The 21076-nt window shown below is 72.5% G+C and carries 21 protein-coding genes; 6 read left to right on the top strand and 15 right to left on the bottom strand.

The genetic code is table 11. From position 1 onward, the window contains the following. Positions 1-428: 428 nt before the first annotated feature. Positions 429-1220, bottom strand: coding sequence for an SDR family oxidoreductase (locus OP04_RS56505; RefSeq protein WP_033342118.1), 792 nt, complete (start codon positions 1218-1220; stop codon positions 429-431). Between the two features lie 17 nt (positions 1221-1237). After that, a complete protein-coding gene (locus OP04_RS24425) occupies positions 1238-1672 on the bottom strand; it encodes a MarR family winged helix-turn-helix transcriptional regulator (RefSeq protein ID WP_033342117.1) in 435 nt (144 codons plus the stop codon). Positions 1673-1731: 59 nt separating this feature from the next. On the opposite strand from OP04_RS24425, the gene OP04_RS24420 reads away from it, so the two are divergent. Then, on the top strand, positions 1732-2103 hold the full coding sequence (locus tag OP04_RS24420; protein ID WP_033342116.1) for a tautomerase family protein: 372 nt from the start codon (positions 1732-1734) through the stop codon (positions 2101-2103). A 40-nt stretch (positions 2104-2143) separates the two neighbouring features. Here the strand turns inward: OP04_RS24420 and OP04_RS24415 are convergent, their stop codons facing one another. From OP04_RS24415 to OP04_RS24365, 11 genes are all read right to left on the bottom strand, one after another. Beyond that, a complete protein-coding gene (locus OP04_RS24415) occupies positions 2144-3289 on the bottom strand; it encodes an acyl-CoA dehydrogenase family protein (protein WP_033342115.1) in 1146 nt (381 codons plus the stop codon). Between the two features lie 74 nt (positions 3290-3363). After that, a complete protein-coding gene (locus OP04_RS24410; RefSeq protein WP_033342190.1) occupies positions 3364-4272 on the bottom strand; it encodes an RNA polymerase sigma factor in 909 nt (302 codons plus the stop codon). A gap of 85 nt (positions 4273-4357) precedes the next feature. Beyond that, positions 4358-4924: an NADPH-dependent FMN reductase gene (locus OP04_RS24405; RefSeq protein WP_033342114.1), complete on the bottom strand. Its 567-nt coding sequence runs from the start codon at positions 4922-4924 to the stop codon at positions 4358-4360. Positions 4925-5528: 604 nt separating this feature from the next. Continuing rightward, entirely contained in the window at positions 5529-6803 is a 1275-nt protein-coding gene (locus OP04_RS24400) for an ABC transporter permease (protein WP_033342113.1), read from the bottom strand. Continuing rightward, positions 6800-7489, bottom strand: coding sequence for an ABC transporter ATP-binding protein (locus tag OP04_RS24395; RefSeq protein ID WP_033342112.1), 690 nt, complete (start codon positions 7487-7489; stop codon positions 6800-6802). Before OP04_RS24395 ends, OP04_RS24400 begins: the two co-directional genes overlap by 4 nt. Beyond that, positions 7486-8466 carry an efflux RND transporter periplasmic adaptor subunit gene (locus tag OP04_RS24390; RefSeq protein ID WP_232323723.1) on the bottom strand — a complete coding sequence of 327 codons (981 nt, stop codon included), beginning with the start codon at positions 8464-8466 and terminating at the stop codon, positions 7486-7488. Before OP04_RS24390 ends, OP04_RS24395 begins: the two co-directional genes overlap by 4 nt. A gap of 138 nt (positions 8467-8604) precedes the next feature. After that, a complete protein-coding gene (locus OP04_RS53570; protein ID WP_157240263.1) occupies positions 8605-8757 on the bottom strand; it encodes a BBE domain-containing protein in 153 nt (50 codons plus the stop codon). A 35-nt stretch (positions 8758-8792) separates the two neighbouring features. Next, positions 8793-9095, bottom strand: a complete 303-nt coding sequence (locus OP04_RS24380; RefSeq protein ID WP_033342110.1) for a hypothetical protein — start codon at positions 9093-9095, stop codon at positions 8793-8795. Positions 9096-9163: 68 nt separating this feature from the next. After that, positions 9164-9766 (bottom strand): hypothetical protein, encoded by a 603-nt coding sequence (locus OP04_RS50060; protein ID WP_051798848.1) that lies wholly within the window; start codon positions 9764-9766, stop codon positions 9164-9166. 11 nt (positions 9767-9777) lie between these two features. Further along, positions 9778-10650, bottom strand: coding sequence for a tetratricopeptide repeat protein (locus OP04_RS24370; protein ID WP_033342109.1), 873 nt, complete (start codon positions 10648-10650; stop codon positions 9778-9780). Beyond that, a complete protein-coding gene (locus tag OP04_RS24365) occupies positions 10647-14024 on the bottom strand; it encodes a serine/threonine-protein kinase (protein ID WP_085066718.1) in 3378 nt (1125 codons plus the stop codon). The genes OP04_RS24370 and OP04_RS24365 overlap by 4 nt, the downstream gene beginning before the upstream one ends. Before the next feature lie 79 nt (positions 14025-14103). Between OP04_RS24365 and OP04_RS24360 the strand changes: the two genes are divergently transcribed. Next, positions 14104-14736 carry a DUF7019 family protein gene (locus tag OP04_RS24360; RefSeq protein ID WP_033342107.1) on the top strand — a complete coding sequence of 211 codons (633 nt, stop codon included), beginning with the start codon at positions 14104-14106 and terminating at the stop codon, positions 14734-14736. 1 nt (position 14737) lies between these two features. After that, on the top strand, positions 14738-15844 hold the full coding sequence (locus OP04_RS24355) for an FHA domain-containing serine/threonine-protein kinase (RefSeq protein ID WP_051798846.1): 1107 nt from the start codon (positions 14738-14740) through the stop codon (positions 15842-15844). A 123-nt stretch (positions 15845-15967) separates the two neighbouring features. Here the strand turns inward: OP04_RS24355 and OP04_RS50055 are convergent, their stop codons facing one another. Further along, positions 15968-16876 (bottom strand): phosphatase PAP2 family protein, encoded by a 909-nt coding sequence (locus OP04_RS50055; RefSeq protein WP_051798844.1) that lies wholly within the window; start codon positions 16874-16876, stop codon positions 15968-15970. A 60-nt stretch (positions 16877-16936) separates the two neighbouring features. Between OP04_RS50055 and OP04_RS24345 the strand changes: the two genes are divergently transcribed. From OP04_RS24345 to OP04_RS24335, 3 genes are read left to right on the top strand one after another with little or no spacing between them, the layout of a single operon-like run. Continuing rightward, positions 16937-17449: a VOC family protein gene (locus tag OP04_RS24345; protein WP_033342106.1), complete on the top strand. Its 513-nt coding sequence runs from the start codon at positions 16937-16939 to the stop codon at positions 17447-17449. Between the two features lie 41 nt (positions 17450-17490). After that, complete coding sequence (locus OP04_RS24340) at positions 17491-17838, top strand: PadR family transcriptional regulator (RefSeq protein WP_033342105.1); 348 nt, start codon at positions 17491-17493, stop codon at positions 17836-17838. Beyond that, entirely contained in the window at positions 17835-19229 is a 1395-nt protein-coding gene (locus OP04_RS24335) for a hypothetical protein (RefSeq protein WP_033342104.1), read from the top strand. The genes OP04_RS24340 and OP04_RS24335 overlap by 4 nt, the downstream gene beginning before the upstream one ends. 72 nt (positions 19230-19301) lie before the next feature. Here OP04_RS24335 and OP04_RS24330 read toward each other — a convergent pair whose 3' ends face one another. Next, positions 19302-21026, bottom strand: coding sequence for a tannase/feruloyl esterase family alpha/beta hydrolase (locus OP04_RS24330; RefSeq protein ID WP_033342103.1), 1725 nt, complete (start codon positions 21024-21026; stop codon positions 19302-19304). Between the last annotated feature and the right edge of the window lie 50 nt (positions 21027-21076).

Below are 21076 nucleotides of genomic sequence, written 5' to 3'. Positions count from 1 at the left end.
AAATATCGGCGTTTTTCTGGTGGGGCTGTGTGTGATCTACCGATGGGGGCCGCAAGGGCGGCCGTCGAATGTACGGGAGAGGCGTTTTGAGGGGCGAATAACGACTCTCCCGTACATTCGACGGTTGATCTTTCATTTCCCCTGATCGATCGGCTGCGGTGGCGCTGATAAATGCTGAAATTTCGGGCGAGGACTGCGGAGGTGTGGCGCGGGGAGGGCGGGGAGCACCGAAATATCGGGAAATAGTGACCGACGGGTGGGCTGAGGGCGGATGCCGTCGAAGCGGGGTGGGCTCTGGGGTGGCCGGGCGGGGTTTTCGGGACCAGCGGCGGGACCGGCAGGGAGGAGCGCCAGCGACGACCGGTGCCCGCGGGAGCGTGCGGACCGCAACCACCCGCGACGTGGGAAGAAAGGTTTTGGGGGTTGATCTAGCGGTTGAGGTTGTAGCGGCGGTGGATGATTTTTTCCATCAGGGTGGCGGGGGTGAGCCAGCGGACGGTGAAGAGGAAGGGGGCCCGGCTGCCGATCGCGTATCGGGGGTGCGGGCGGTCGGACTCGATGGCCTTGAGGATGGTGGTGGCGACGCGGGACGGTGGGGTGCCGGCGCGTTCGTCGCGGTTGAGGGCGGCGAGCATGGTGTCGAAGTCGCGGCGGTGCGGGGAGTCCGGGGCGATGTGGATGGTGCGGCGTTCGGTGATGCCGGTGGCGATCGAGCCCGGGTCGACCGTGGTCAGCCACACGCCGAACGGGGAGAACTCGTGCCGGGCCGCGTTGCTGAATGCCGTGATCGCGGCCTTCGAGGCGGTGTAGGCGGACCGGTAGGCTACCGGGAACGACGTCTGCATCGACCCGACCATGACGATCCGGCCGTATCCGCGTTCCCGCATTCCGGGCAGCGCCAGCTGCGCGAGCCGCACGGGGCCGAACACGTTGGTCTCGAACAGGCGCCGCAGCCAGTCGCCCGGCACCTCCTCGAACGGTGCGGACTGGCTCTCGCCCGCGTTGTTGACCAGCACGTCCACGGTGGCGAGCGTGCCGGCCAGCGTCTCGACCGAGTCCGGATCCGCCAGGTCCAGCGGCAGCGTCTCCACGCCGGGGATCTCGGCGCCGCCGGGCTTGCGGCTGGTACCGAACACGCGGTATCCGCGGGTGGCCAGCAGTTCCGCCGTAGCTCTTCCAATGCCTGAGGATGTTCCGGTGACCAGCACAGTGCGGCTCATCGCAGCACCATAAGCCCTCAGTCGGTGAATGCGCTCTCGTACCGCAGCATCGTGTCCACGAACGTCCGCCGCTCGTCCGGCGAGAGTGGATCGAGCGCCACCCGCCAGGCCTGGCCGCCGCGCGCGAGCCACGCGGTGATCGCGGCGCGGTGGGTGTCGCTGATGTCGACGATCCGGCGGCGGCGGTCGGTCTCGTCCTCGCGGCGGGCCAGCACGTCCTTCCGGCTCAGGTCGCCGACGAGCAGGCTGACCGTGGTGGGCGCGACGTGGAGCGACGCGGCCAGCTCGGAGACGGTCTGCGGGCCGTCGAGCAGCAGCATCGAGAGCAGTGAGAGGTGGCGCGGGGCGAGGTCGAGCTCGCGGAGCGCCTCCGGGATCTCGATGCGCTTGATCCGGCCGATGATGCGCGGCATCAGCGTCAGCAGTTCGCGGACTTCGTCGTCCGTTGACATCGGACAGCCCCCTGTTTATCTTTGCTTACAAAGCTAATTTGTTGTCAAAGGAGATTGTAATGCCTCATCTGCGCGTGGACGTGCTCGAGTCCGACCTGGCGGGAAACGAGGCGGCGCTCATCGCCGGGCTGACGGACGCGGTGGTGGAGGTGTACGGGCCGTGGGCGCGGGAGATCGCGGTCGTGCGGCTGCACGGTGTGGTCGCGTCACGGTGGGGGATCGGCGGCGTGACCGCGGTCGCGCCGGCGCCGAGCGTGACGTTCGGGATCAAGGAGGCGGCGTTCGCGCGTCCGGAGATGATCGCGGCGCTCGCGTCCGGCGTCACCGAGGCGATCGCGGGCGTGCTCGGCGACCGGGTGCGCGACGGCGTGACCGTCGAGTTCGTCGGCACGCCGGACGGCCGCACGGCCGTCGGCGGGAAGATCTCGTGACGGCGGTGGCCGCGCCCGCGGGCACGGCCACCGGGAGACGTCAGATGAACGGCACGTTCGCGGGCTGGCCGAGCACGATGCGGCCGGCCAGGGAGTACTGGGTGGTCGCCAGGTTGGCGGCCTGGGCCGCGGCCATGCCGTCGCGGAAGATCCGGCCGAGGCGGTTGGCGCGGTAGAGCGGCGTGGAGCTGCCCAGCTCGTACATCGAGGTGAGCACGGTCCGGGAGACGTCGGTGACGTGGCAGATGGCACCGCGGAGCGCGGCCCGCTGCAGGTCGGTGGCCGGGCGGCCGGCGGTCACGGCACGGTCGAGGTCGCGGGCGGTCTCGAGCAGGAGCCCGCGCGCGGCCGCCACCTCGGCGGTCGCGCGGCCGACGGCGGTCTGGACGTGCTCCCGGGCGGCCGGCGGAGAACCATCCATCGTGGACTTCGACCGGGCCGGCGCCACCAGCTCGTCGATCGCGCCCTGGGCCATCCCGATCAGCACCGCGGCGCAGCCGGGGTAGACCAGCGCAACGGACGAGTGGCGGTAGGCGGGACGGTCGTCGAGACGGTTGGGCGCGAAGAAGTCGACGGCCATGCCGGCCGGGACGAACACGTTGTCCGCGACCACGCTGTGCGAGGCGGAGGCCCGCATACCGGCCACGTCCCAGGTGTCGAGGATCCGGACGTCCGCACGCGGCACGACACACAGGAACAGGCCGGCACCCCAGCCCTCGCCGGACGACTCGGCCGAGGCGGGCGTCATGCCGGCCAGCACGAACCAGTCGGCCATCGGCGCGCCGCTGACGATCTTCCAGGTGCCGGTCAGCCGGAAGCCGCCGTCGACCGGCAGCATGCCGCCGGGGGAGCCCGAGTTGGCGATCAGCGGATCGGGGTCCTGCCAGATGCGTGCGACGCCGTCCTCGTCGATCTGGCCGGCGATGAAGCCCATGTTGAGGTTCCAGACGATCCAGGCGGTGGGCCCGTCGAGCCGGCCGAGGCGTTCCAGCACGTCCAGCGCGACCGCGGGCGGCGCCTCGAAACCGCCCAGCTCGCGCGGGGTGTAGAGGCGGAACGCGCCGGCCGTGCGCAGCGCGTCGAGCAGGTCGTCCGGGAGGCCGCCGATGTCCTCGGCCTCGTCGCGGTACTTCTCGATCGCGGACCGCAGCAGGTCGGGCAGCTGCTCGGGCGCAGGGTGGGTCATGAGAACGGTTTCCCTTCCGTAGGTTCACGGACGGGATGCACGGGACCGGGGAAAGTGCGTGTGACCCGCGTCTCTCAGGCGGCGCGCGCGTAGGCCATCTTCAGCGTGCGCACCCGGCCCTCGTGCAGCGCGTGCAGCCAGACCATGCCGGGCGGGCAGTGCTCGGGGTCGTCCGGCGGGTTCACGAACTCGGTCTCCCAGACCATGGTGCCGGCGCCGGCCACGGCCTCCCGCAGCCGCACCTGCACGCCCGCACCGTACGTGTAGTCCATCATCCCGGCCAGCGCCCGCGCCCCGCCGATCGGCCGGCCCTCCAGCGTCAGCACCGCATTCCGGAACCGGCCACCGAACAGGTCGGCGTGGTCGCCGCGGCTCCCGGCCGCCAGCGTCGCCTCGGCCTCGGCGCGGGCAGAAACAGAAACCCTTGCATCGGGGTACGACTCCGCGGTGGCCCGCAGCGTCGCGGTCAGGGCCCGCCGGCCGTCACGGAGGCGGCTGCGCACGGTGCCGACCGGCACCCCGCAGACGTCCGCGATCCGCTGGTACGACGAGTAGTCCGTGAAGTACCGCAGCAGCATCGCCTCACGCACCGGCTCGGACAGCGTGCCGAGCGCGTGCCACACCCAGTCGCGCTCCGCGGCCCGGTCCAACGCCTCGTCCGGGCGCGGCCCACCGGCGGGCAGCAGCGGTTCGGGGTCGGCCACCGGCGTGGCCCGGCGCACGGATCGCAGCCGCATGCGGCAGTTGTTGCGGACGATCGCCTTCAGCCACGGCCCGGCCGCCTCCGGATCACGCAGGCCGGTGATCTGCCGCAGCGCCGTGAGCAGCGCGTCCTGAACAGCGTCGTCCGCGTCGTCGGTATAGCCGAGCAGTGCGATCGCGGTCGCCCGCATCCCGGCCAGGTGCCGCTGGGCCAGCGCCGCGAAGGCGGCCGCGTCACCCTCGCGCGCGTCCGCGACGAGCGTGGCATCGGTCGTCTCCATCGCCACGACGGTACCCGGGCAGGGACGGCGCGCGCGATCCGGCTGGGAACGGCCCGCGCGCGCCGCGATTCAGGAGCCCTGCCTCTCAGGCGGCCGCGCGAACCGTGGCCAGCGCGCCGGACCAGGCGATGACCTGGTCGAGCAGCGTCTTGACGTTCGCCTCGTGGTGTCCGGCAGGCTTGAAGACGCTGTAGTTCTCGAAGTCGGTGACGATCGACAGCGCCACCTGCGCGCGTACGTCCGCGACCTGCAGCTCACCCATGATCAGGCGCAGGTGCTCCACCGCCCGGGTGCCACCCGCCGAGCCGCCGTAGGACACGAACCCCGCCGCCTTGTTGTTCCACTCCCCGTAGACGAAGTCGATCGCGTTCTTCAGCGCGCCGGACGGCGCATGGTTGTACTCCGGCGTCACGAAGATGTACCCGTCGAACGAGGCCACCTTCTCGGCCCAGAGCTTGGTGTGCTCCTGCTGGTACTGCCCGAACGACGCAGGCGCCACCTCATCGAGGTGCGGCAACTTGTAGTCGAGCAGATCCACCAGCTCGAACTCCGCGCCACCGTGCTGCTGCGCCAGCTCAAGCACCCACTTCGCGACGGCCTCGCCGTTCCGGCCGGGACGGGTACTACCGAGGATGATGCCAATCTTCGTCATGGGTTTCGTCTTCCTGAGGAGCAGTTGTGCCGGGCTGCCGATGTGCGCCCTTCACGACGATCATGTAAGCAGATAGTTGTCCTTTCAAGCACCAGAGAGAAGCGCCACAGCGATTGGCCCAGCCCCCTAGGACGCTCAAGCGCGTGCGGCAACCGTCACGCGCCACGGCAGGCCGACCTCGGCACGCGCCGCTCCGCAAGTGCACTATCTACCGAAATTTCGGGCGCGACAGCGCCCGCCCCCGCGACAAGGCGGCGCTGGACCGCGACTCCGGCGCGCCCGCCCCGGCGACAAAGGCGGCACTGGACCGCGCCTCGCTCACCGCAACCACGCCGGGAATCGCGTCGCTCTTCCCCCGACCACGACGAAACCGGCTCCGACGCGAAGCGGCAAGCGGAGCGCCAGCGGAGTCTTGCCGCGCAGCGAGGTTTGCCCGCGGGAGCAACGCTGCCGCACCACGCCGGAAGCGGGAAATGCCCCAGATCTTGATCTTTTGTAAGAAGTGACAGGACCACTGCCGGGCAACGCCCGCGAACGGTGAAGGGCCCCCGGACGACTCCGGGGGCCCTTCACCGAGAACAAGAAGCGAATAATAGCTAGATCATCAGGCCCGCATGACCGTCGCGATAGGGATCCGGGCTGCTCGGATCGCTGGTACGAACCCGCCCAGTACCCCCGCGATCAACCCCGCCACGATCCCGGCCACCGCCGCCTGCCACGGGAACTCCAGCCCGGCCAGGAACGGATCACCGTCCCCCATCACCAGCACCGCGACCTTCAGCGCCCCCGCCGCGAACCCGATCGCCGCGGCCGCCGTCAGTAATCCGGTCAGCAGTGTCTCCGCCAGTACGATTCCGGCCAGCAGCGCGCGTGGCGTGCCCACGGCCCGGCGCAGCGCGAACTCCTCCACCCGTTCGCCGACCGTGGCCAGGCCGACGTTGAGCACGCCGGCGACGCCGATCAGCAGGACGAATCCGGACAGGCCGAGGAACAGCAGCCGCATCAGGCTGATCTGCTCCTTGAAGTCCTCGCGGGACTGGACCTCGTACGGATCGAAGGGCACGTTCTTGGCGCGCAGCTTGGAGGTCAGCACCTGTTCGACCGGCGTCTGTCCGGCCAGCAGCACCTGCATGCCCGCGTTTGCGGTGGTGGTCCAGGCGGTCAGCTCGTCCATTCGCACGTACGCCTGCGGCCAGCCCTGCCCGTCGTCGACCACGCCGATGAACTGCGGCGTGATGCTGTTCGTGGCGACCGCGCCGTCGATCCGCATCGCGGCCGGGACCTGGTAGAGCCCGAACGCGACCGCGGCCTCCTTGTTGAGCACGATCCGCGGCGCCATCGCGGGCACGGTGCCGAACGTCAGCCATTCGCCGCTGACGTGCCGGTACGGCCGGAATGTCCGCACGTCGCCGGTGACCGCGTTGAGCTGCACCGAGATGGCCTTGCCGATCGGCGGGCAGACGGGTGCGGCCTCGGTCATCGTGTTGCAGTAGTCGGCCGGCCCCTCGGTCTTCGCGTCCTCGTAGCTGCCGCTCGGGCCCATCTGGATCGGGCTGACGCCGGCCTCGCCGATGGTGGCCTGCACCTGCACCAGCGCGACCGCGTCCGCGCGCCCGGTGACGGTGTCCACGACGATGTCGACGCTCTCCGGCGGGCCGCCGTAGAGGTCCGCGACGCGGGTGCCGTCGAATCCTGCGGTGAGTTCGATGTCCGCGAGCAGTGCCCGTTCGGCGATGCTGGCGCCGGCCTGGACCGCGACGACCGCGAGGATGCCGAGGAAGAGGCTGACCATGGAGAGCAGCGTGCGCAGTTTCCGGGCGCGGATGCCCTGCAGGCCGATGATGAGCGCGGAGCGGTTGCGCCCGGAGAACCGTCTCACGCGCGCACCCGCTGGGTCAGCACGCCGTCGGTGAGGTCGTGGATGCGGCCCATCCGGGCCGCGTGGTCGCGGTCGTGGGTGACGAGGACGAGCGCGCAGCCGCGGGTGGTGGCGCCGAGCAGCGTCTCGATGACGGAGGTGCCGGTCTCGGTGTCGAGCGCGCCGGTCGGCTCGTCGGCGAGCAGGATGCGGGGCTCGCGGACCAGCGCGCGGGCGATGGCGACGCGCTGCTGCTCGCCGCCGGACATCTTGGCGGGCCGGTTCTTGGCCAGGTGGGCGATGCCGACCTGGTCGAGCGCGGCGAGCACACGGCGGCGGCGCTCGCGGCGGGGGAGCCAGCCCTGGCCGTTGACCAGTGCCATCGCCACGTTCTGCGCGGCGCTGAGGTGTTTGAGCAGGAAGAAGCGCTGGAACACGAAGCCGAAGTGGGAGCTGCGCAGTTTCGCGGCGCGGCGTTCGGCGAGTTTGCCGATCTCCTGGCCGTCGAGCAGGTAGCTGCCCTGGTCGGGCCGGTCGAACAGGCCGAGGATGCTCAGCAGCGTGCTCTTGCCGGAGCCGGACCGGCCGACGATGGCGAGGCTTTCGCCGGCTTCGACGCGCAGGTCCACGCCGTGCAGGATGGTGCGCCGCTGTTCCTGGCCCTTGAGCGTCTTGGTGATGCCGTTGAGCTCGATGAGCGCGGTCACCCGCCCACCCCCACCAGCCCGGGTGCGCCGCTGCCGCCGCCGGCGTCCTGTGGTGGCGCGTCCGGCAGGTTGGGGCCGGGGATGGCGACGGTCTCGTCGCCCTTGAGCCCGGACTTGATCTCGACGACCTTGCCGTCGGTCAGGCCGAGCTCGACGTCGACGGTGGTGCGCTGCCGGTTCGCGTCGACGAGGTCGACCTTGCCCTTGCCCTGGCTGCCCGCGACGGCCTCGACCGGGAGGACCAGCACGCCGGCGGCCTTGGCGGTGACCATCTCGAGCGTGACCTCGACGCCGTTGATGAGCTTGACGTCGTTCGGCGCGGTGCAGACCAGGCGCAGGCCGGTGGCCTCGGAGCCGCCACCGCCAGGGTTCTGCGGCTCCGCGGGGTCGGGGGTGCCGGTCGGCTCGGGCGCGGCCGGGACGGTGCCGGCGGGCAGCGCCGCGATCGCGCCGAGCGGCTTGCAGTCGAACGGGCCGGGCCCGTTCTTGATCTGGGCCTTGACGCTCTCCACGGAGTCGGTGAGCCGGTAGGCGTGCTCGCTGGAGATCTCCGCGACGATCGCGTACCCGGAGTGCTTGGCGGAGACGACCGGCATCCCCTCGGTGACCTTGGTCTTGTCCGCGGCGAGGCGGCCGGCGTAGATCGCGCCGATCGGCACGTTGACCGCGTGTGGCTCGCCGTCCTTCCAGATGCTGGCGACCCAGAGCTCTTCCTCGGCGGGCAGCCCGGTCGGCTGCCGGCTGGCCCAGCGGATCTCGCCGGAGACCGGTGAGACGATGCCGAACACCGGGTCGATGGAGACCTTGCCGGTGAGGCTGATCGCGTTGGTGAGGTCCTGCCGGGTCGGCTGCACCGTGGTCAGCACGGTGTCGGGCGCCTCGAGCGTGGGCGTCTGCGCCTCTTCGCCTGAGGGGAGCGAGCATCCCGTGACGATCGCCAGCGCCGGTACGAGCGCCAGCAGTCTTCGTCTACCCACACGTCCTCCATCACTCGGTGTGACCGGATGATTGCCGGTTTTCGATGCCATACCGGCCGGGCAGACCCTACAAGAACAACGCAATCCAGTGGGGGCGCGGGTTTATTCGCGCCCCCAATAATGACGGTGTGTGACGAATTAAAGAGCCACGATGGTGTGGTTGTGACGGAACATGTTCGATGGGTCGTACTTCTGTTTGACGTCGGCGATCCGGTCGTAGAGCGCGGCGCCGTAGATCGCCCGCAGTGCCGTGGCGGTCAGGCCCTCGTCCGGCGAGATGAAATTGACCATCGACCGCTCGTGCGCCCACGGCCGCAGGCCCTCGATCAACGCGGCCAGTTCCGCGCGGTTGGCGGGCGCGGCCTCGGCCGGACCCACCCCGAAGGCGAAGAGCTGGAAAGGCAGACCCCGCGAGGGTACGGCGTCCGCCGCGGCAGGCGCCCGGTCGAGCGCGTGCGCGCCCAGTCGCGCCAGACCGGAAGCAGTTCGGCGACGCGCTCGCCGGGGAACCAGAGGCCGCCGCCGTACACGTGGGTGATCGGGAAGAGCGAGAACTCGACCGCGGTGACGACGCCCAGGTTGCCCTTGGAGCCGCGCAGCGCGAAGAACAGGTCCGGATCGTCGAACATGCCGACCGTGCGCAGCTCGCCGTCCGCCCGTGCCCGGAGTTCACCGGGGGTGACCGGCGTTACAGGCCCTACCGGTACGGCCTGGTGAACGTCCCTTCGATCCGCACGCCGCGGAACCTGCCACCGCCGCGCTCCATCAGGTCCTCGGACAGGCCGTACCGGTAGGCCTGTTTGAGCAGCCGGCCATGGGTGGGCTCGGCCTTCGCGGCTGCCCGTCCCTGCGCCGTCCAATAGGCGCTGGACGGCGGCTCGGTCCAGTCGCCGGTGCCGGGGATGAACTTGAGGTACTCGGTGACCTGTGCGGTGGCCTGCGTGATGCGCTCGATGTACTGCGTGTCCATGACGCCCTTCGCCGGGATGGCGATGCTCGCGTACCGGCCCGCGGTGCCCAGCCACTCCCCGGCGTCGATCAGCGTGGACGGCTCCGGGCCGCCGTAGAACGTCTCCCAGGTGGTGCCGAAGCCGGGCGCGTCCAGCGCGATCCCGAACGGCTCGCGCGTCGATCGCTTCCCGCACAGCGGGCACGGGCCGTCGAACCAGAGTCCCTCCGGGCGCTGCGAGGCGGCGGGCGGGTCGATCGCGCCGCACGCGCACGGGTGCAGCATCAGGTAGAGCTCGGCCTCGACCAGGGTCCGGGCGGCCGGGACGCGCTTGCGCCGGAAGAGGGGCATGGTGGTCCTCCCTAGGTGTCGAGCCGGTGCGCGAGCCGCTCGGCGAGGTCGGCCTCGTCGTCGCGGTGCAGGCGGTGGAGTGCGGCGGCGCGCAGGCGGTGGAGCGCGGCGCTGTCCCGGCCGATGCCGGACGCGATCTCCAGCATGGACAGTGCCCGCGCGTCGCGGTGCAGGCGCAGCAGCGCCTCGCCGAGCCGGGCGTGGACCTCGGGCAGCCCGGTGAGGTCCGATCCGTCGGTCGCCCGCAGCGCGGTCTCGCCGATGTCGACGACGCGCGGATGGTCGCCGGCCGCGAGCAGCAGCGTCATCCGGGCGGCGGCCGCGGGGAGATGCCCGGGGTAGGCGCGCAGTGCCCGCTCGTAGGCGGCCGTGGCCTCGGCCGTCCGTCCCAGGTGCTCCAGGATCCGGCCGGCCTCGAAGTGCGCGTCGGCGAACGCGGGCTCGTGGCGGGCCTCGGTGAGGAACGCGTCGAGCGCCTCCCGATCCCGCCCGAGCCGCAGCAGCGCGACGCCCCGGCCGAAGTGGGACTCGGGGTGGCGGAAGTCCGCCCGGACCGCCTCGTCGAAGGCGGCGAGTGCCTCGGTGGCGCGGCCGTCCTGCAGGTCGCGCAGTCCGCGGTGGTGCGAGACCTTGGCCGGGGCGATCCGGGCGGCGCTCTCCCGGTCCTCGTCGGCGGTGACCGGCTCGTCGCACACCGGGCAGGTCCGGGCCGGGACGAGCGCGGCCGTGCACCGGTCGCAGTAGGTGCGGCCGCAGCAGGTGCAGTTGGTGTGCGTACGGGACCATCCCTCCGGTGACCGGCGCGCGACCGCGTTTCCGCCGGGCACCTGGGAGACGGAGATCAGCCGGTCGCAGCCGGTGCCGTTGCACGCCAGGACCGTCATCGGGTGCCCCCTTCCGGGAAGTCGAAGTCCCAGTCCAGCTCCCACAGGCGGGCCACGCCGCCGTCCACGACGAGCAGGAGCCGGCCGTCGTCGCCGGACGCGGCCGCGTGCCGGCCCGCGCCCAGCGTGGTCACGATCGTGCCGGTGCCGAGGTCCCAGATCCGGATGACGCCGTCCACGCCGGTCGAGGCCAGGAAGCGGCCGCCACCGACGAGCGTGAGTGTGTCGACTCCGGTGGCCGTCATGCCGGGGTCCGGGTTGATGTGCCCGTCGAGGACGTGCCGGAGCGCGCCGGTCTCGTTGTCCCAGACCCGGACGGCGGTGTCCTGTCCGGCCGTGCACACGGTGCGCCCGTCCGCGGTGAAGAGGGCCAGGCGGATCGCCTCGGTGTGCCCGCTGAGCCGGTGCCGCAGCGCGCCGGTGCCGAGGTCCGACGTCCAGGCCGTGCGGTTGCCCCACTCCAGCAGCAGCGCGGTCTTCCCGTCGCCGGAGACCGCGAGCGGCGTGGGGACCACGGAGCCGGCCGGTCCGGGACGCTGCCCGCCGCCGCGGACGTCCCAGACGGTGAGGCGGGACGACCGCTGCCGGTCGCAGAGGAGCAGCAGGTCGCCGTCGGGGCCCGGCACGGCCGCGACCGCGCTGTCCGGCGCGCCGGCGGGCAGGGGCAGCGGCTGCCGCGCGGCCGGGTCGTAGAGCCAGTAGCGGTCCCACTCCCGGTTCGTGCCGCGGAGGACGGCGAGCCTGCCGTCCGCGCTGATGGTCATCGACTGGACCTCGCCGCCGGGCAGCGGAGCCTCGTGAAGACAGCGCCCGGTGAAGGCGTCCCACACCCGCAGCGGGCCGTCCCGGCCGGCGGACAGCAGGAGGCCGGTCGCCGGGACGAGCGCGCAGGCGGTCACGTGCTCGCCGGGCGAGGTCTGGAACGTTCCGGCGCGCGCGTCCCAGATGCGGAGCACGCCCTGGCTGAGCGTGACCGCGGCGCGTCCGTCCGCGGTCATGGCCACGGTGGAGCCGCTGGAGCGGACCGCGGTCGTCGTGTCGTACAGCGGCAGCTCGCGTACCGGCCAGGCGTCCAGCAGCGCGACCGGGTGGCCGTGCCGTCCCGCCTCCGTCCACAGTCGCCGCAGTTCGGGGTCGCGCCGGTGGCCCGGGTCGGTGCGGGCCGGGCGCAGGATCTCGGCCGCGTCCGCGCCGGTCCGGGTGCTCGCGCTGTCCAGCGCCTCCCGGACCGCGGTGGCGGCCGTGCTGACCGTCTCCGCGCTGCGCGGGCGGGCATACGCCCACGACGCGGCCGGTCCGGCCGTGTGAACCTCCCTCCAGTACCGGGTGACGCCGTCGGCCCACGTGACCCACCCGGCCGCTCCCTGGACGGCCGCGCCGGTGTCCGACTCCCCTGGCCGGATCATGCGGGCGGTACGCAGATCCCACAGGTAGTCCTCGTAGAGCAGGGCGAACGCCCCGTCGATGCCGACGGCCTCGAGCCGGTCGCCGTCCGGGTCCAGGCGCAGGGAGGACGGCAGCGGCCGGGTCAGCAGCCCGGCGAGGTCGTCGTCGTCCGGGCCCTCGTCGTCGGGCGACTGCGTGAGGCGGTAGGAGAGCAGGATCGTGGTCGTGGTGCCCGGGTCGTGCCGGGTGCCGGTCGGGCCTGTCGGTCCCTCCGGGGGCATGGGCCCGCAGTCCCGCCCGTACGGGACGGAGTCGAACAGGATCCCGGTGCTGGTCTCCCACGTGCGCCGCCGGAGCAGCAGCAGGTCGAGCCAGTCGAGGGTGAGCCCGCTCGGGCCGAACCGCAGCCGCCCGGTGACGTCCCGCGCGAACCGGATTCCCGGCTGCATCGTCTGCCGCAGCGTGCCGGTCGCGGTGTCCCAGGTGGTGATCGAGCTGTCCGTGCAGGCCACGGCCAGCACGCCGCCACCGGGGCTGAGCGCGAGCGCGCGCGGTTCGGCGGGCGGCGTGATGCGGGCCCGTTGCGTCCCGTCCCCGGCGTCGTGCACGGTCACGGTTCCGCCGGGCCGTGTGCAGGCCACCGCGGCGCCGTCCGCGCTGATCGCGACGAGGCCGGTGGCACCGCCCCAGCCGCACAGCCGCTGCCCGTCGCCGACCCGGTGGACCTGGACCGTGCCGCCGGTCAGGGTGGCGAGGAGCCGGCCGTCCGGCGTGACCGCGGACGCCTGCGGGTCCGCGCCGGTGAGCAGCTGCGCCGCTGCTGCCGGGTCGCCGCTTTCCAGGCGGATCGTCGCGCGCAGCCGGGCGGTCTCCGGGTCGCCGCCCCGGGCCGCCGCGGCCGCGGCCAGGTCGGCGTCCAGCCGGTCCGGCGTCTCCTCGGCACGCCGCCAGCGGTGCAGGCCGCGGTTGTAGACGGAGTAGCGGTGGTACGGCTCGACCTGCAACGCCTCGTCCCAGGTGCGTTCCGCATCGCCGGGCCGGTCGAGGTCGAGCAGGGACAGTGCACGGTTGTTGAGCTCGTCCGCGCGGAGCGTGGCCGCGACCGGTTCGCGACGGGGGTACGGTGCGCCGGCCTCGGTCTCGTACGCGCGGATCAGCACGTCGATCGCGTCGGCCATCCGGACCGTACGGCTGCGTGGGTCCCGGGTGAAGCACTCGCGCAGCAGGCCGGCGACGCTCGGCGGCATGCCCGGCGCCCCTTCCGCGTGCCAGCGCCGGAAGACCTCGTCCGCGAGCTGGCCTTCGAGCGTGGTGCGGCGCCCGGCGAACAGCTCGAAGACGGTCAGCGCCCACGACCAGACGTCCGTGGCCCGGGTGAGCGCGGCCGCACGGCTCGCCTGCTCGGGCGAGCGGTATTCGGTGGTGTGCAGCCCGGCGCCGGTGGCGGCCAGCGTCGTGCCGGGACTCGCCGGGAGTGTGCCCGCGGCCGCCGCGCGCGCCCTGGCCAGGCCGAAGTCGGTGACCTTGACGGTGCCGTCGCCGGTGACGAGCACGTTGGACGGCTTGATGTCCTGGTGGATCAGGCCGGAGTCGTGCGCGTGCCGCAGCCCCCAGGCGAACTGGATCGTCACGTCGAGCAGCGTCCGGACCGGTGCGGGGCCGGTGTAGAAGCGGCCGTCGGTGATCGCCTTGTCGAGGGTGCCGCCGTCGACCCATTCCGCGAACACCAGTGGTACGTCACCGTCCCGCCGGACATAGGCGCAATTGACGGTGTGCGGATGCAGTCCGAGCCCGACCCAGGCCTCCGCCTCGTGCTGGAAGAGATCCATCCGTTCGGGCGTCATCGATTTCGGCGCCTTGACCGCGAGATCGGTTCCCCAGCCGAGGTGATGGACGCGGTAGACCGTGCCCATGCCGCCGGTGGTGATGACGTCCTTCACCTCATAGAGATCAAGGACGGTCTCTCCGATTATCCAGTTGCCCCCCATGAGATCGAATGTAGACGGAGTGTTCCAGACTTGCCGGATACGCTGGTGTCGGTTCGATGACCTCCAATGGAGTGATTACATGGGATTCCGATATTTCGTCTATATCAGTGACCGCATGGTCGAGATGCTGCTCCCGCAGATGGACCGCGGCAGCACACGGTCGCGGACCTGGGAGATCGGCTTCGACCTGAAGGTGCTCCGCGGCGGGCTGACCGGGGAGCCCCGGGCCGGCGCCGACCGGGTCGAGCGGCTGGAGCGTGTCGTGCGCTGGCTGCACGACCACGGCGACCTCGGCACCGTCGACCAGCCCGGCCAGTTCGTGTGGGGGCTGATGCCGATGCGCTGGGGCCCGATGACCGGCCTGGACGGCCTGCCGATGATCTACCTCGGCGGCGAGGACGGGAAGACCGTGGTCGGGCTCGGCGGCTCCCGGAAGCACGTCTTCGGCCTGCCCGGCGCGGAGGTGGCACCGGAGACGTCGCTCAGCCGGTCGATGCTGCCGTCGCTGCTGAAGGGCATCACGCCGCCGCAGGCCGACCCCGCGCCGGACGGTGAGGCGGCCGCGCTCGCGGCGGTCCACGCGGCCACCACCGGGCTGCGCGGCGTGCCGCAGACCATGGAGTTCATCGCGAAACGCCTGCTGCAGGGCGACGGGCCGGACGGGACCACGGTGCTGCTCGGCTCGCCGCTGTACGTCGCGCAGGCCGACTGAGGTGGACCGGGCGGTCCTGCTCACCGTCGACGGGCGGTGGGGCCGCACCGTCACCGGCCCCCGGCGGATCGTCGTCGGCCGTGGCCCCCGCTGCGACCTGCGCCTCGACGACCCCCGCGTCTCCCGCGAGCACTGCCTGCTCACCATCGACCCGCCCCACGTCGAGGTCCGCGACCTCGGCAGCCGGCACGGCACCCGGCACGACGACCCGCCGATCACCGACGGCGCGCGCCTGCGGCTCGGTGACACCACGATCGGCGTCGCGATCGTCCCGGCCGCGCTGCCCGGCCTCACCATCAGCCACGAGGCCGGCCGCGGCGCGCAGGGCGCGGTCTTCCTCGCGCGCGACCACGACGGCGTCCCGGTGGCGGTGAAGATCCTGCACGACGTCGGCGCGCCCGAGCAGGACCGGCGGATGCTGCGCGAGCTGCACGTCGTCCGCGCGCTGCGCCACCCGAACATCGTGGCGTTCCGCGCGTCCGCGGCCGACCCGGTCCCGCACATCGTCAGCGCCTGGTGTCCCGGCGGCACCCTGCAGCAGTTCGGCGTCCAGACGCCGGCGCGCGCGGTCCGCCTGATCCGCGGCGTGCTCGACGGCCTCGCCTACGCCCACGGCACGGCGCTGCTGCCGGACGTGCCGCTCGCGGACGGCACCACGCGCAGCGCCCGCGGGCTCGTGCACCGCGACATCACGCCGCGCAACGTGCTGCTCGACGGCGACACCCCGCGGATCGCCGACTTCGGCCTGGCCAAGGCGTTCGCGCTGGCCGGCCGCTCCGGGCACACCCGCACCGGCGAGCACGGCGGCAGCTTCGGTTTCATGCCCCGCGCCCAGCTGTTCGCCTACCGGGATGCCGAGCCCGCGGTGGACACCTGGGCGGCCGCGGCCACGCTCTACTGGATGCTGACCGGCAGCACCCCGCGTGACTTCCCCGACGGCTGCGACCCGGCCGGCGTGGTGATGCGCGAGCAACCGGTGCCGCTCGCCACCCGCGACGACCGGCTGCCCACGCGGCTGACCAGGCTCGTCGACGAGGCGCTGTCCGAGACCCGGCCGATGTCCGCGGCGGAGCTGCGCGACGCGCTGGACACGGTCAGCCCTTACTGAACCTTTCGGCATCGGCGTGAGGCCGGGGTAGGCCCACGGACCGCTATGTCGTGGAATTTCGGGCGTGGAGCGCCGGCGAAGCGGACCTCGGCGTCGAAAGCTCAGCAAGCGTGCCGCCGGCGCTCAGTCCGCCGTCGTGGCGGCGATCGCGGCCACGCCGAGGATCGCGGCGAAACACGCGACCGCCGCGCCCGCGAACACCAGCTGCGGATACCGGGGGAACAGCACCGGCCCGCCGAGGCGCAGCCGCAGCTCGGGGAGGCGGGCCGCGAGCGCGACCGTGGTCAGCCAGGCCGAGCCGAGGATCCAGCCGGCCAGCACGTCCGTCGGGTAGTGCACGCCCAGGTAGATGCGCGACAGGCCGATCCCGGCGCCGAGCAGGACCGCGGCGACCCAGGCGGTCGCCCGTACCATGTGCGCGTTTGTGGTCATGGAAACCAGCCAGGCGACCGTGCCGAGCACGACCACGGAGGTGGTCGAGTGCCCGGACGGGAACGAGAAGCCGCTCTCGGTCACGGCGCGCAGCAGCGGGTCCGGGCGGTCGCGCGCGATCAGCGCCTTGATGCCCGCGACCAGGAGGCCGCCGCCCCCACCGGAGATCGCGGCGATCAGCACCGGACGCCACGCCCGCAGCCGCCACGCGGTCCACACCGCGGCGCCGGTGAGCAGCGCCGTGATCAGGATCGTGCCGCCGATGTCGGTCAGGCTGATCACCAGCGTGTCGCTCCATGCCGCCCGCTGTTGCGCGATCCAGGAGACGACCGGCCGGTCGATCACGGTCAGGTCGTCGCCCTCCAGCACCGCCTCCATGATCTCCATGAACACGTTGAGCAGCGTCACCACCAGCAGCAGGCCGGCCGCGGTCAGCAGCAGGCTCGGCGACACGCGCGCCACCACCCAGCCGAGCACGGTTCGCGGGTGCCGTGCGTCGCGCAGCCGCCGGGCCGCCGGGCGTCCGGCCGCGACCGCGCCGAACGCGACCAGCACGGTCAGGAGCGCCAGCGCGACGCTGATGATCGTCGTTGAACTCATGTCACCGATCCTCCACCTTCAGGACAGTTCCCGGCCTATACCCCGCTTACCGTGGTGTGCATGGCATACACCACGGTCGCGCCGTGGGTCGTCACCGACGACACCGGCGCGTTCCTCGATTTCGTGTCCACTGCCTTTCAAGGCGAAGAGCTCGCGAGGGTACGCACGGAGGACGGCCTGATCGGCCACGCCGAGATCCGCGTCGGCGACACGGTCGTGCTCGGCTTCGACCGCCGCCCCGAGTGGCCGGCGCTGCCCAGCCTGCTGCGCGTGTGCGTTCCCGACGCCGACGAGGCGGTGGCCCGCGCGCTGTCCGTCCCCGGCACGCGCCTGGTCACGCCGGTCGCGGACGATGCGTTCGGGCAGCGTGGAGGCAGGGTGCGGGACCCGTTCGGCAACATCTGGTGGGTCGTGGCCCGCGTGGAGGCGGTGTCCGAGGACGAGATGTGGCGCCGCCTCGCCGACCCGGTCCACGCCGGGACCATGCGCATCGCCCAGCAGACGCTGGACGCCGAGCTCAGCGGGCGCGCGCTCGGTCGCGACAGCACACCGGTGCGCCCGCCCCGCGCATAGTCAGTTGCTCTTATAGTCAGAGTGTCTTTATATTGTCGGTCATGCACGAAGCGACGCTCTGGATCCTCTCCGCGCTCGCCGACACGCCCCGGCACGGCTACGGCGTGATCCGCGAGGTGCAACGACTCTCCGACGGCAAGGTGCGGCTCCTGGCCGGCACGCTCTACGGCGCGCTCGACCGGCTGGCCGCGGAGGGCCTGATCGCCATCGACCGGGACGAGGTGGTCGGCGGCCGCAGCCGTCGCTACTACCGGCTCACCGGCGACGGCGAGTCCGCGCTCGAGGCCGAGTCCGAGCGCCTGCGCCGCGCCGCCGAGGCCGCCGCCGCGCAACTGGCCGTCCGCCGCCGGCTCGCCGGACCGGCCGCGGCCCAGAGGATCGCCTGGTGATCCCGCTGCGCCACCGCCTGGCCGGGCTCGCGTTCCCGCCCGGGGAACGCCGCGACGAACTGATCGGCACGCTCGCGGACGCGGAGGAGGACGGCACGCGCGCGCCCGGCCCGCTCGAATCGGTCAACATCCTGTGGCACGGGCTGCGCGCCCGCCTCGGCCGGCCCGGCAACCACCTGGTGGTCCCGTTCGCGCTGGTCATGATGCTGCTCGGCGCGTTCGCCGGCGGCGCGGTCGCGACGCGGCTGGCCTGGGCGTTCGTGCCACCGCTGCCGACCGGCGACCGGGCCGCGGAGATCAGCGGCACGGTCTTCCCCGGCCTGACCGTCTACGGCGGCGGCGAGGCCGCGGACTTCGCCACCGAGCCCAGCGCCGAGGGCGGCCCGGTCTACGGCTTCGTCGACCACACGGTCACGCACACCGCCGAGACCCGGAACACGGTCGACTACGGCCGGGACGCGCGTGCCCGGCTCACCGCCGCGGGCTGGGAGACCCACGACCTGTACGACCAGGAGCGCGGCGGCGACTACCAGTTCTGGGCGCAGCGCGACGGCCTGATCCTGCGGTTCACCATCGTCTACCGGGCGGGCGTGCCCTCCTACGACTCGGACGGCGGCGCGACGTACACGCTCAGTCGTACCCCGCCGGCCTGGATCTGGTGGGCGGCTCCCGCCGGTGCCCCGATCGGCGCACTGGTCACCTACCTGGTCTTCGGATGGGTCAGCCGCCGCACCGACCGCGAGGACAGCCCGATCGTCGTCCTTGCGATGATCTACCTCTTCCCGCTGCTGTTCACGTCGCTGTTCGTGTGGGAGGGCGTGAAGGAGTGGTGGCGGCCCGGCGTCGCGTCACCGCAGCTCCGGCCGTTCTGGGCGCCCACGCTCTACGACTTCGCCGCGTTTCCCACGATGTTGCTGCTGTTCATGACGGCCGGCGCGATCCTGCTGGCGGCCGCGCACCGTCCGTACCCGCTGGCGGGTCTGTGGTCCCTGCTCTCCCGTCGCCCGCGCCTCCGGCGGGCCGGGACGGCCGCCGTTGCGCTCCTGCTTCTCGTGCCGGCCGGGGTCTGGGCCGTCGGGGCGCTGCGACCGTGCGGGCCGGACGGGCTGCCGGTGCAGCCGACCGCTACTGAGGCGCGACTCAGTCTCCAGGCCCGGGTCTACGTCACCGCGGAATCCACCCAGGACGAACGCAACCTGCTCCAGGCCGCGATAGGGCGTACCGGCGGCTCGCCCGGCTGGCACGGTGATCAGCGTGGCGAGCTTCCGATCGGGTGCGGGGCGCCGGTTCCGTGGTTCGACGTCGCCTTCACCGGTCCGGGCATGTTCGGCCGGCTTCAAGCCGAGGTCACCGGACTTCCCGGCGTGCTGGCGGTCCACCGCGCGGCCTGAGCCTGACAGGGACCGTGTGACGGCCATGCCGGCCCGCCTCGGCGAGTCCGCGCGGGGCCGCGCACGGCCTGCCTAGGCAGGGGTACAGATCCAGCGGCCGTCGTGCCAGCCGCAGGTCTGCTCGTAGCCGGAGCGGAACGACCCGAGCCACGGGATGTCGTCCCGGTAACGCGTGGGCGGCGGGGCCGGCGTGAAGTTCGCCGCGTCGTCGGTGCTGCCGCTCCCGTCGTAGCGGGCCACGGTCGGATACGGGTAGACCGGCCGGGTCCGTGCCACGGTGTCGTCCTCGCGTTTCGTGGCGACGAGCCGGCCGGGTGCGACGCCGTTCTCGACCCAGGCGAGGGTGGGGGTGAGCGCGTCGATCGCGTCCGGTCCCTGACCGGCGCCGCAGTGGGCGACGCCCGGGAGCATGAACAGCCGGGCGAACCGCTGCGTGGCGTCCGTCCCGCCCATCCGCTCGGTGACGGCGTGATAGTAGGCGATCGTCCCGTACGGCGAGATCGCCTGGTCCGCCCAGCCGTGCCAGAGGAGCAGCTTCCCGCCCGCGTCGCGGAACGCCGTCAGGCCGGGGTTGCTCGCGTCGTAGATGCCGGCCTGCCGGGCGATCTCGTGGAACGTCGCCGAGTCGTAGCGCAGGTCGCGCAGCGTCGCCGTCGGCCGGGCGTACGGGTAGGCGAGGTACTTCAGCGCGTTCGTGGCGTTGCCCTCGGCCACGGCCGGGGCGCCGGTCGCGGTCGGGGTGACCCATCGGGCCCAGTTCGCCTCCGAACCCACCGGCTCACCCCCGGGGTACATCAGCCGGCCCCGCTCGTCGCGTGGCCCGTCGTACAGCTTGCGTACCGCCTCGGCCTGCGCGTCGGAGAGACAGTTCGCACCGTCGGTCCCGGCCGGGCAGCGCAGGCTCCGCGGGTCGAACGCGCAGGCCCGAGGGTCGTCGATCTGCCCGTCGGCCAGGCCGTCCCGCGCGTCGCACTCGCGCAGGACGGCGGCGTGCAGCGCGGGCAGCTTCGCGGCGGTCAGGACGGGCCGGCCCCGCGCGTCGGTGTTCGCCGTGGCGTGCCAGCCCGCGGACCACACGATGAGCGAGGTGAGCAACGACGCCGGGGCGCCGGCGATGATGCCGTCGAAGTCGTGCGGGTAGCGCTGCGCCTCGGTCAGCCCCTGATGGCCGCCCTGCGAGCAGCCGTCGAAGTAGGAGTAGCGCGGGCCCTGCCCGTAGTAGACGGCGATGAGCCGCTTGGCGACCAGCGCGACCACGTGGTCGGCCCGGTAGCCGAAGTCGACCCGCAGCTGAGGGTCGGCGCCGAAGGTGGCGTCGAAGCCCGAGACGCCGACGTGCCCCTGGTTGTCGGTGGCGATCACGAAGTCGCCGCGGTCCAGCGGCACGCACCCGTCCGCCGCGTCCGCGAAGAAGTCGACGCTGCCGCAGAACGCCCCGCACCCGGTCTGCAGATATCGCTGCCGCCACGTCTCGGTGGGAAGGAGCACGTCGAACTGGATCTGCGGCGCCACGGTCCCCTTGACCTCGCAGACCGGCCAGCCGCCCGGGGACGTCGTCTCCGTCGCGGACCCGATGACCGCCGGGGCGTCCGGTGTCCCGGACAGGTCCTGCCCGGCGAGCGCCGCGCAGCCGATCCTCGGCAGCACCACGGGAGGGGCACCGTCCGCTGCGGCTTCGGCGAGCGGGGTCATCCGGGGCACGACGGCCTGGCCGCTGCCGGCCAGCATGAGCACGGCGAGCACGACGCCGGCACGGATGGCGCGTCCCGGCGTCCGATGTGGTGGGTGTGCGTGCATGCGTCCCCTCCGGTTCGCGGCGTGCGCGCGATCGCGGGATCTCGTGACGC

The sequence above is a fragment of the Catenuloplanes japonicus genome, assembly GCF_000717135.1.
Taxonomy (GTDB): Bacteria; Actinomycetota; Actinomycetes; order Mycobacteriales; family Micromonosporaceae; genus Catenuloplanes; species Catenuloplanes japonicus.
The sequence above is the reverse complement of the archived record's forward strand: the minus strand, read 5'-3'. Positions and strand labels throughout refer to the sequence as shown.

Coding starts and splice junctions, on each gene's coding strand:
- OP04_RS56505 (WP_033342118.1), bottom strand. CDS start 1,220: ATGAGCCGCACTGTGCTGGTCACCGGAACATCCTCAGGCATTGGAAGA.
- OP04_RS24425 (WP_033342117.1), bottom strand. CDS start 1,672: ATGTCAACGGACGACGAAGTCCGCGAACTGCTGACGCTGATGCCGCGC.
- OP04_RS24420 (WP_033342116.1), top strand. CDS start 1,732: ATGCCTCATCTGCGCGTGGACGTGCTCGAGTCCGACCTGGCGGGAAAC.
- OP04_RS24415 (WP_033342115.1), bottom strand. CDS start 3,289: ATGACCCACCCTGCGCCCGAGCAGCTGCCCGACCTGCTGCGGTCCGCG.
- OP04_RS24410 (WP_033342190.1), bottom strand. CDS start 4,272: ATGGAGACGACCGATGCCACGCTCGTCGCGGACGCGCGCGAGGGTGAC.
- OP04_RS24405 (WP_033342114.1), bottom strand. CDS start 4,924: ATGACGAAGATTGGCATCATCCTCGGTAGTACCCGTCCCGGCCGGAAC.
- OP04_RS53570 (WP_157240263.1), bottom strand. CDS start 8,757: ATGGTCAATTTCATCTCGCCGGACGAGGGCCTGACCGCCACGGCACTG.
- OP04_RS24380 (WP_033342110.1), bottom strand. CDS start 9,095: ATGTTCGACGATCCGGACCTGTTCTTCGCGCTGCGCGGCTCCAAGGGC.
- OP04_RS50060 (WP_051798848.1), bottom strand. CDS start 9,766: ATGCCCCTCTTCCGGCGCAAGCGCGTCCCGGCCGCCCGGACCCTGGTC.
- OP04_RS24370 (WP_033342109.1), bottom strand. CDS start 10,650: ATGACGGTCCTGGCGTGCAACGGCACCGGCTGCGACCGGCTGATCTCC.
- OP04_RS24365 (WP_085066718.1), bottom strand. CDS start 14,024: ATGGGGGGCAACTGGATAATCGGAGAGACCGTCCTTGATCTCTATGAG.
- OP04_RS24360 (WP_033342107.1), top strand. CDS start 14,104: ATGGGATTCCGATATTTCGTCTATATCAGTGACCGCATGGTCGAGATG.
- OP04_RS50055 (WP_051798844.1), bottom strand. CDS start 16,876: ATGAGTTCAACGACGATCATCAGCGTCGCGCTGGCGCTCCTGACCGTG.
- OP04_RS24345 (WP_033342106.1), top strand. CDS start 16,937: ATGGCATACACCACGGTCGCGCCGTGGGTCGTCACCGACGACACCGGC.
- OP04_RS24340 (WP_033342105.1), top strand. CDS start 17,491: ATGCACGAAGCGACGCTCTGGATCCTCTCCGCGCTCGCCGACACGCCC.
- OP04_RS24330 (WP_033342103.1), bottom strand. CDS start 21,026: ATGCACGCACACCCACCACATCGGACGCCGGGACGCGCCATCCGTGCC.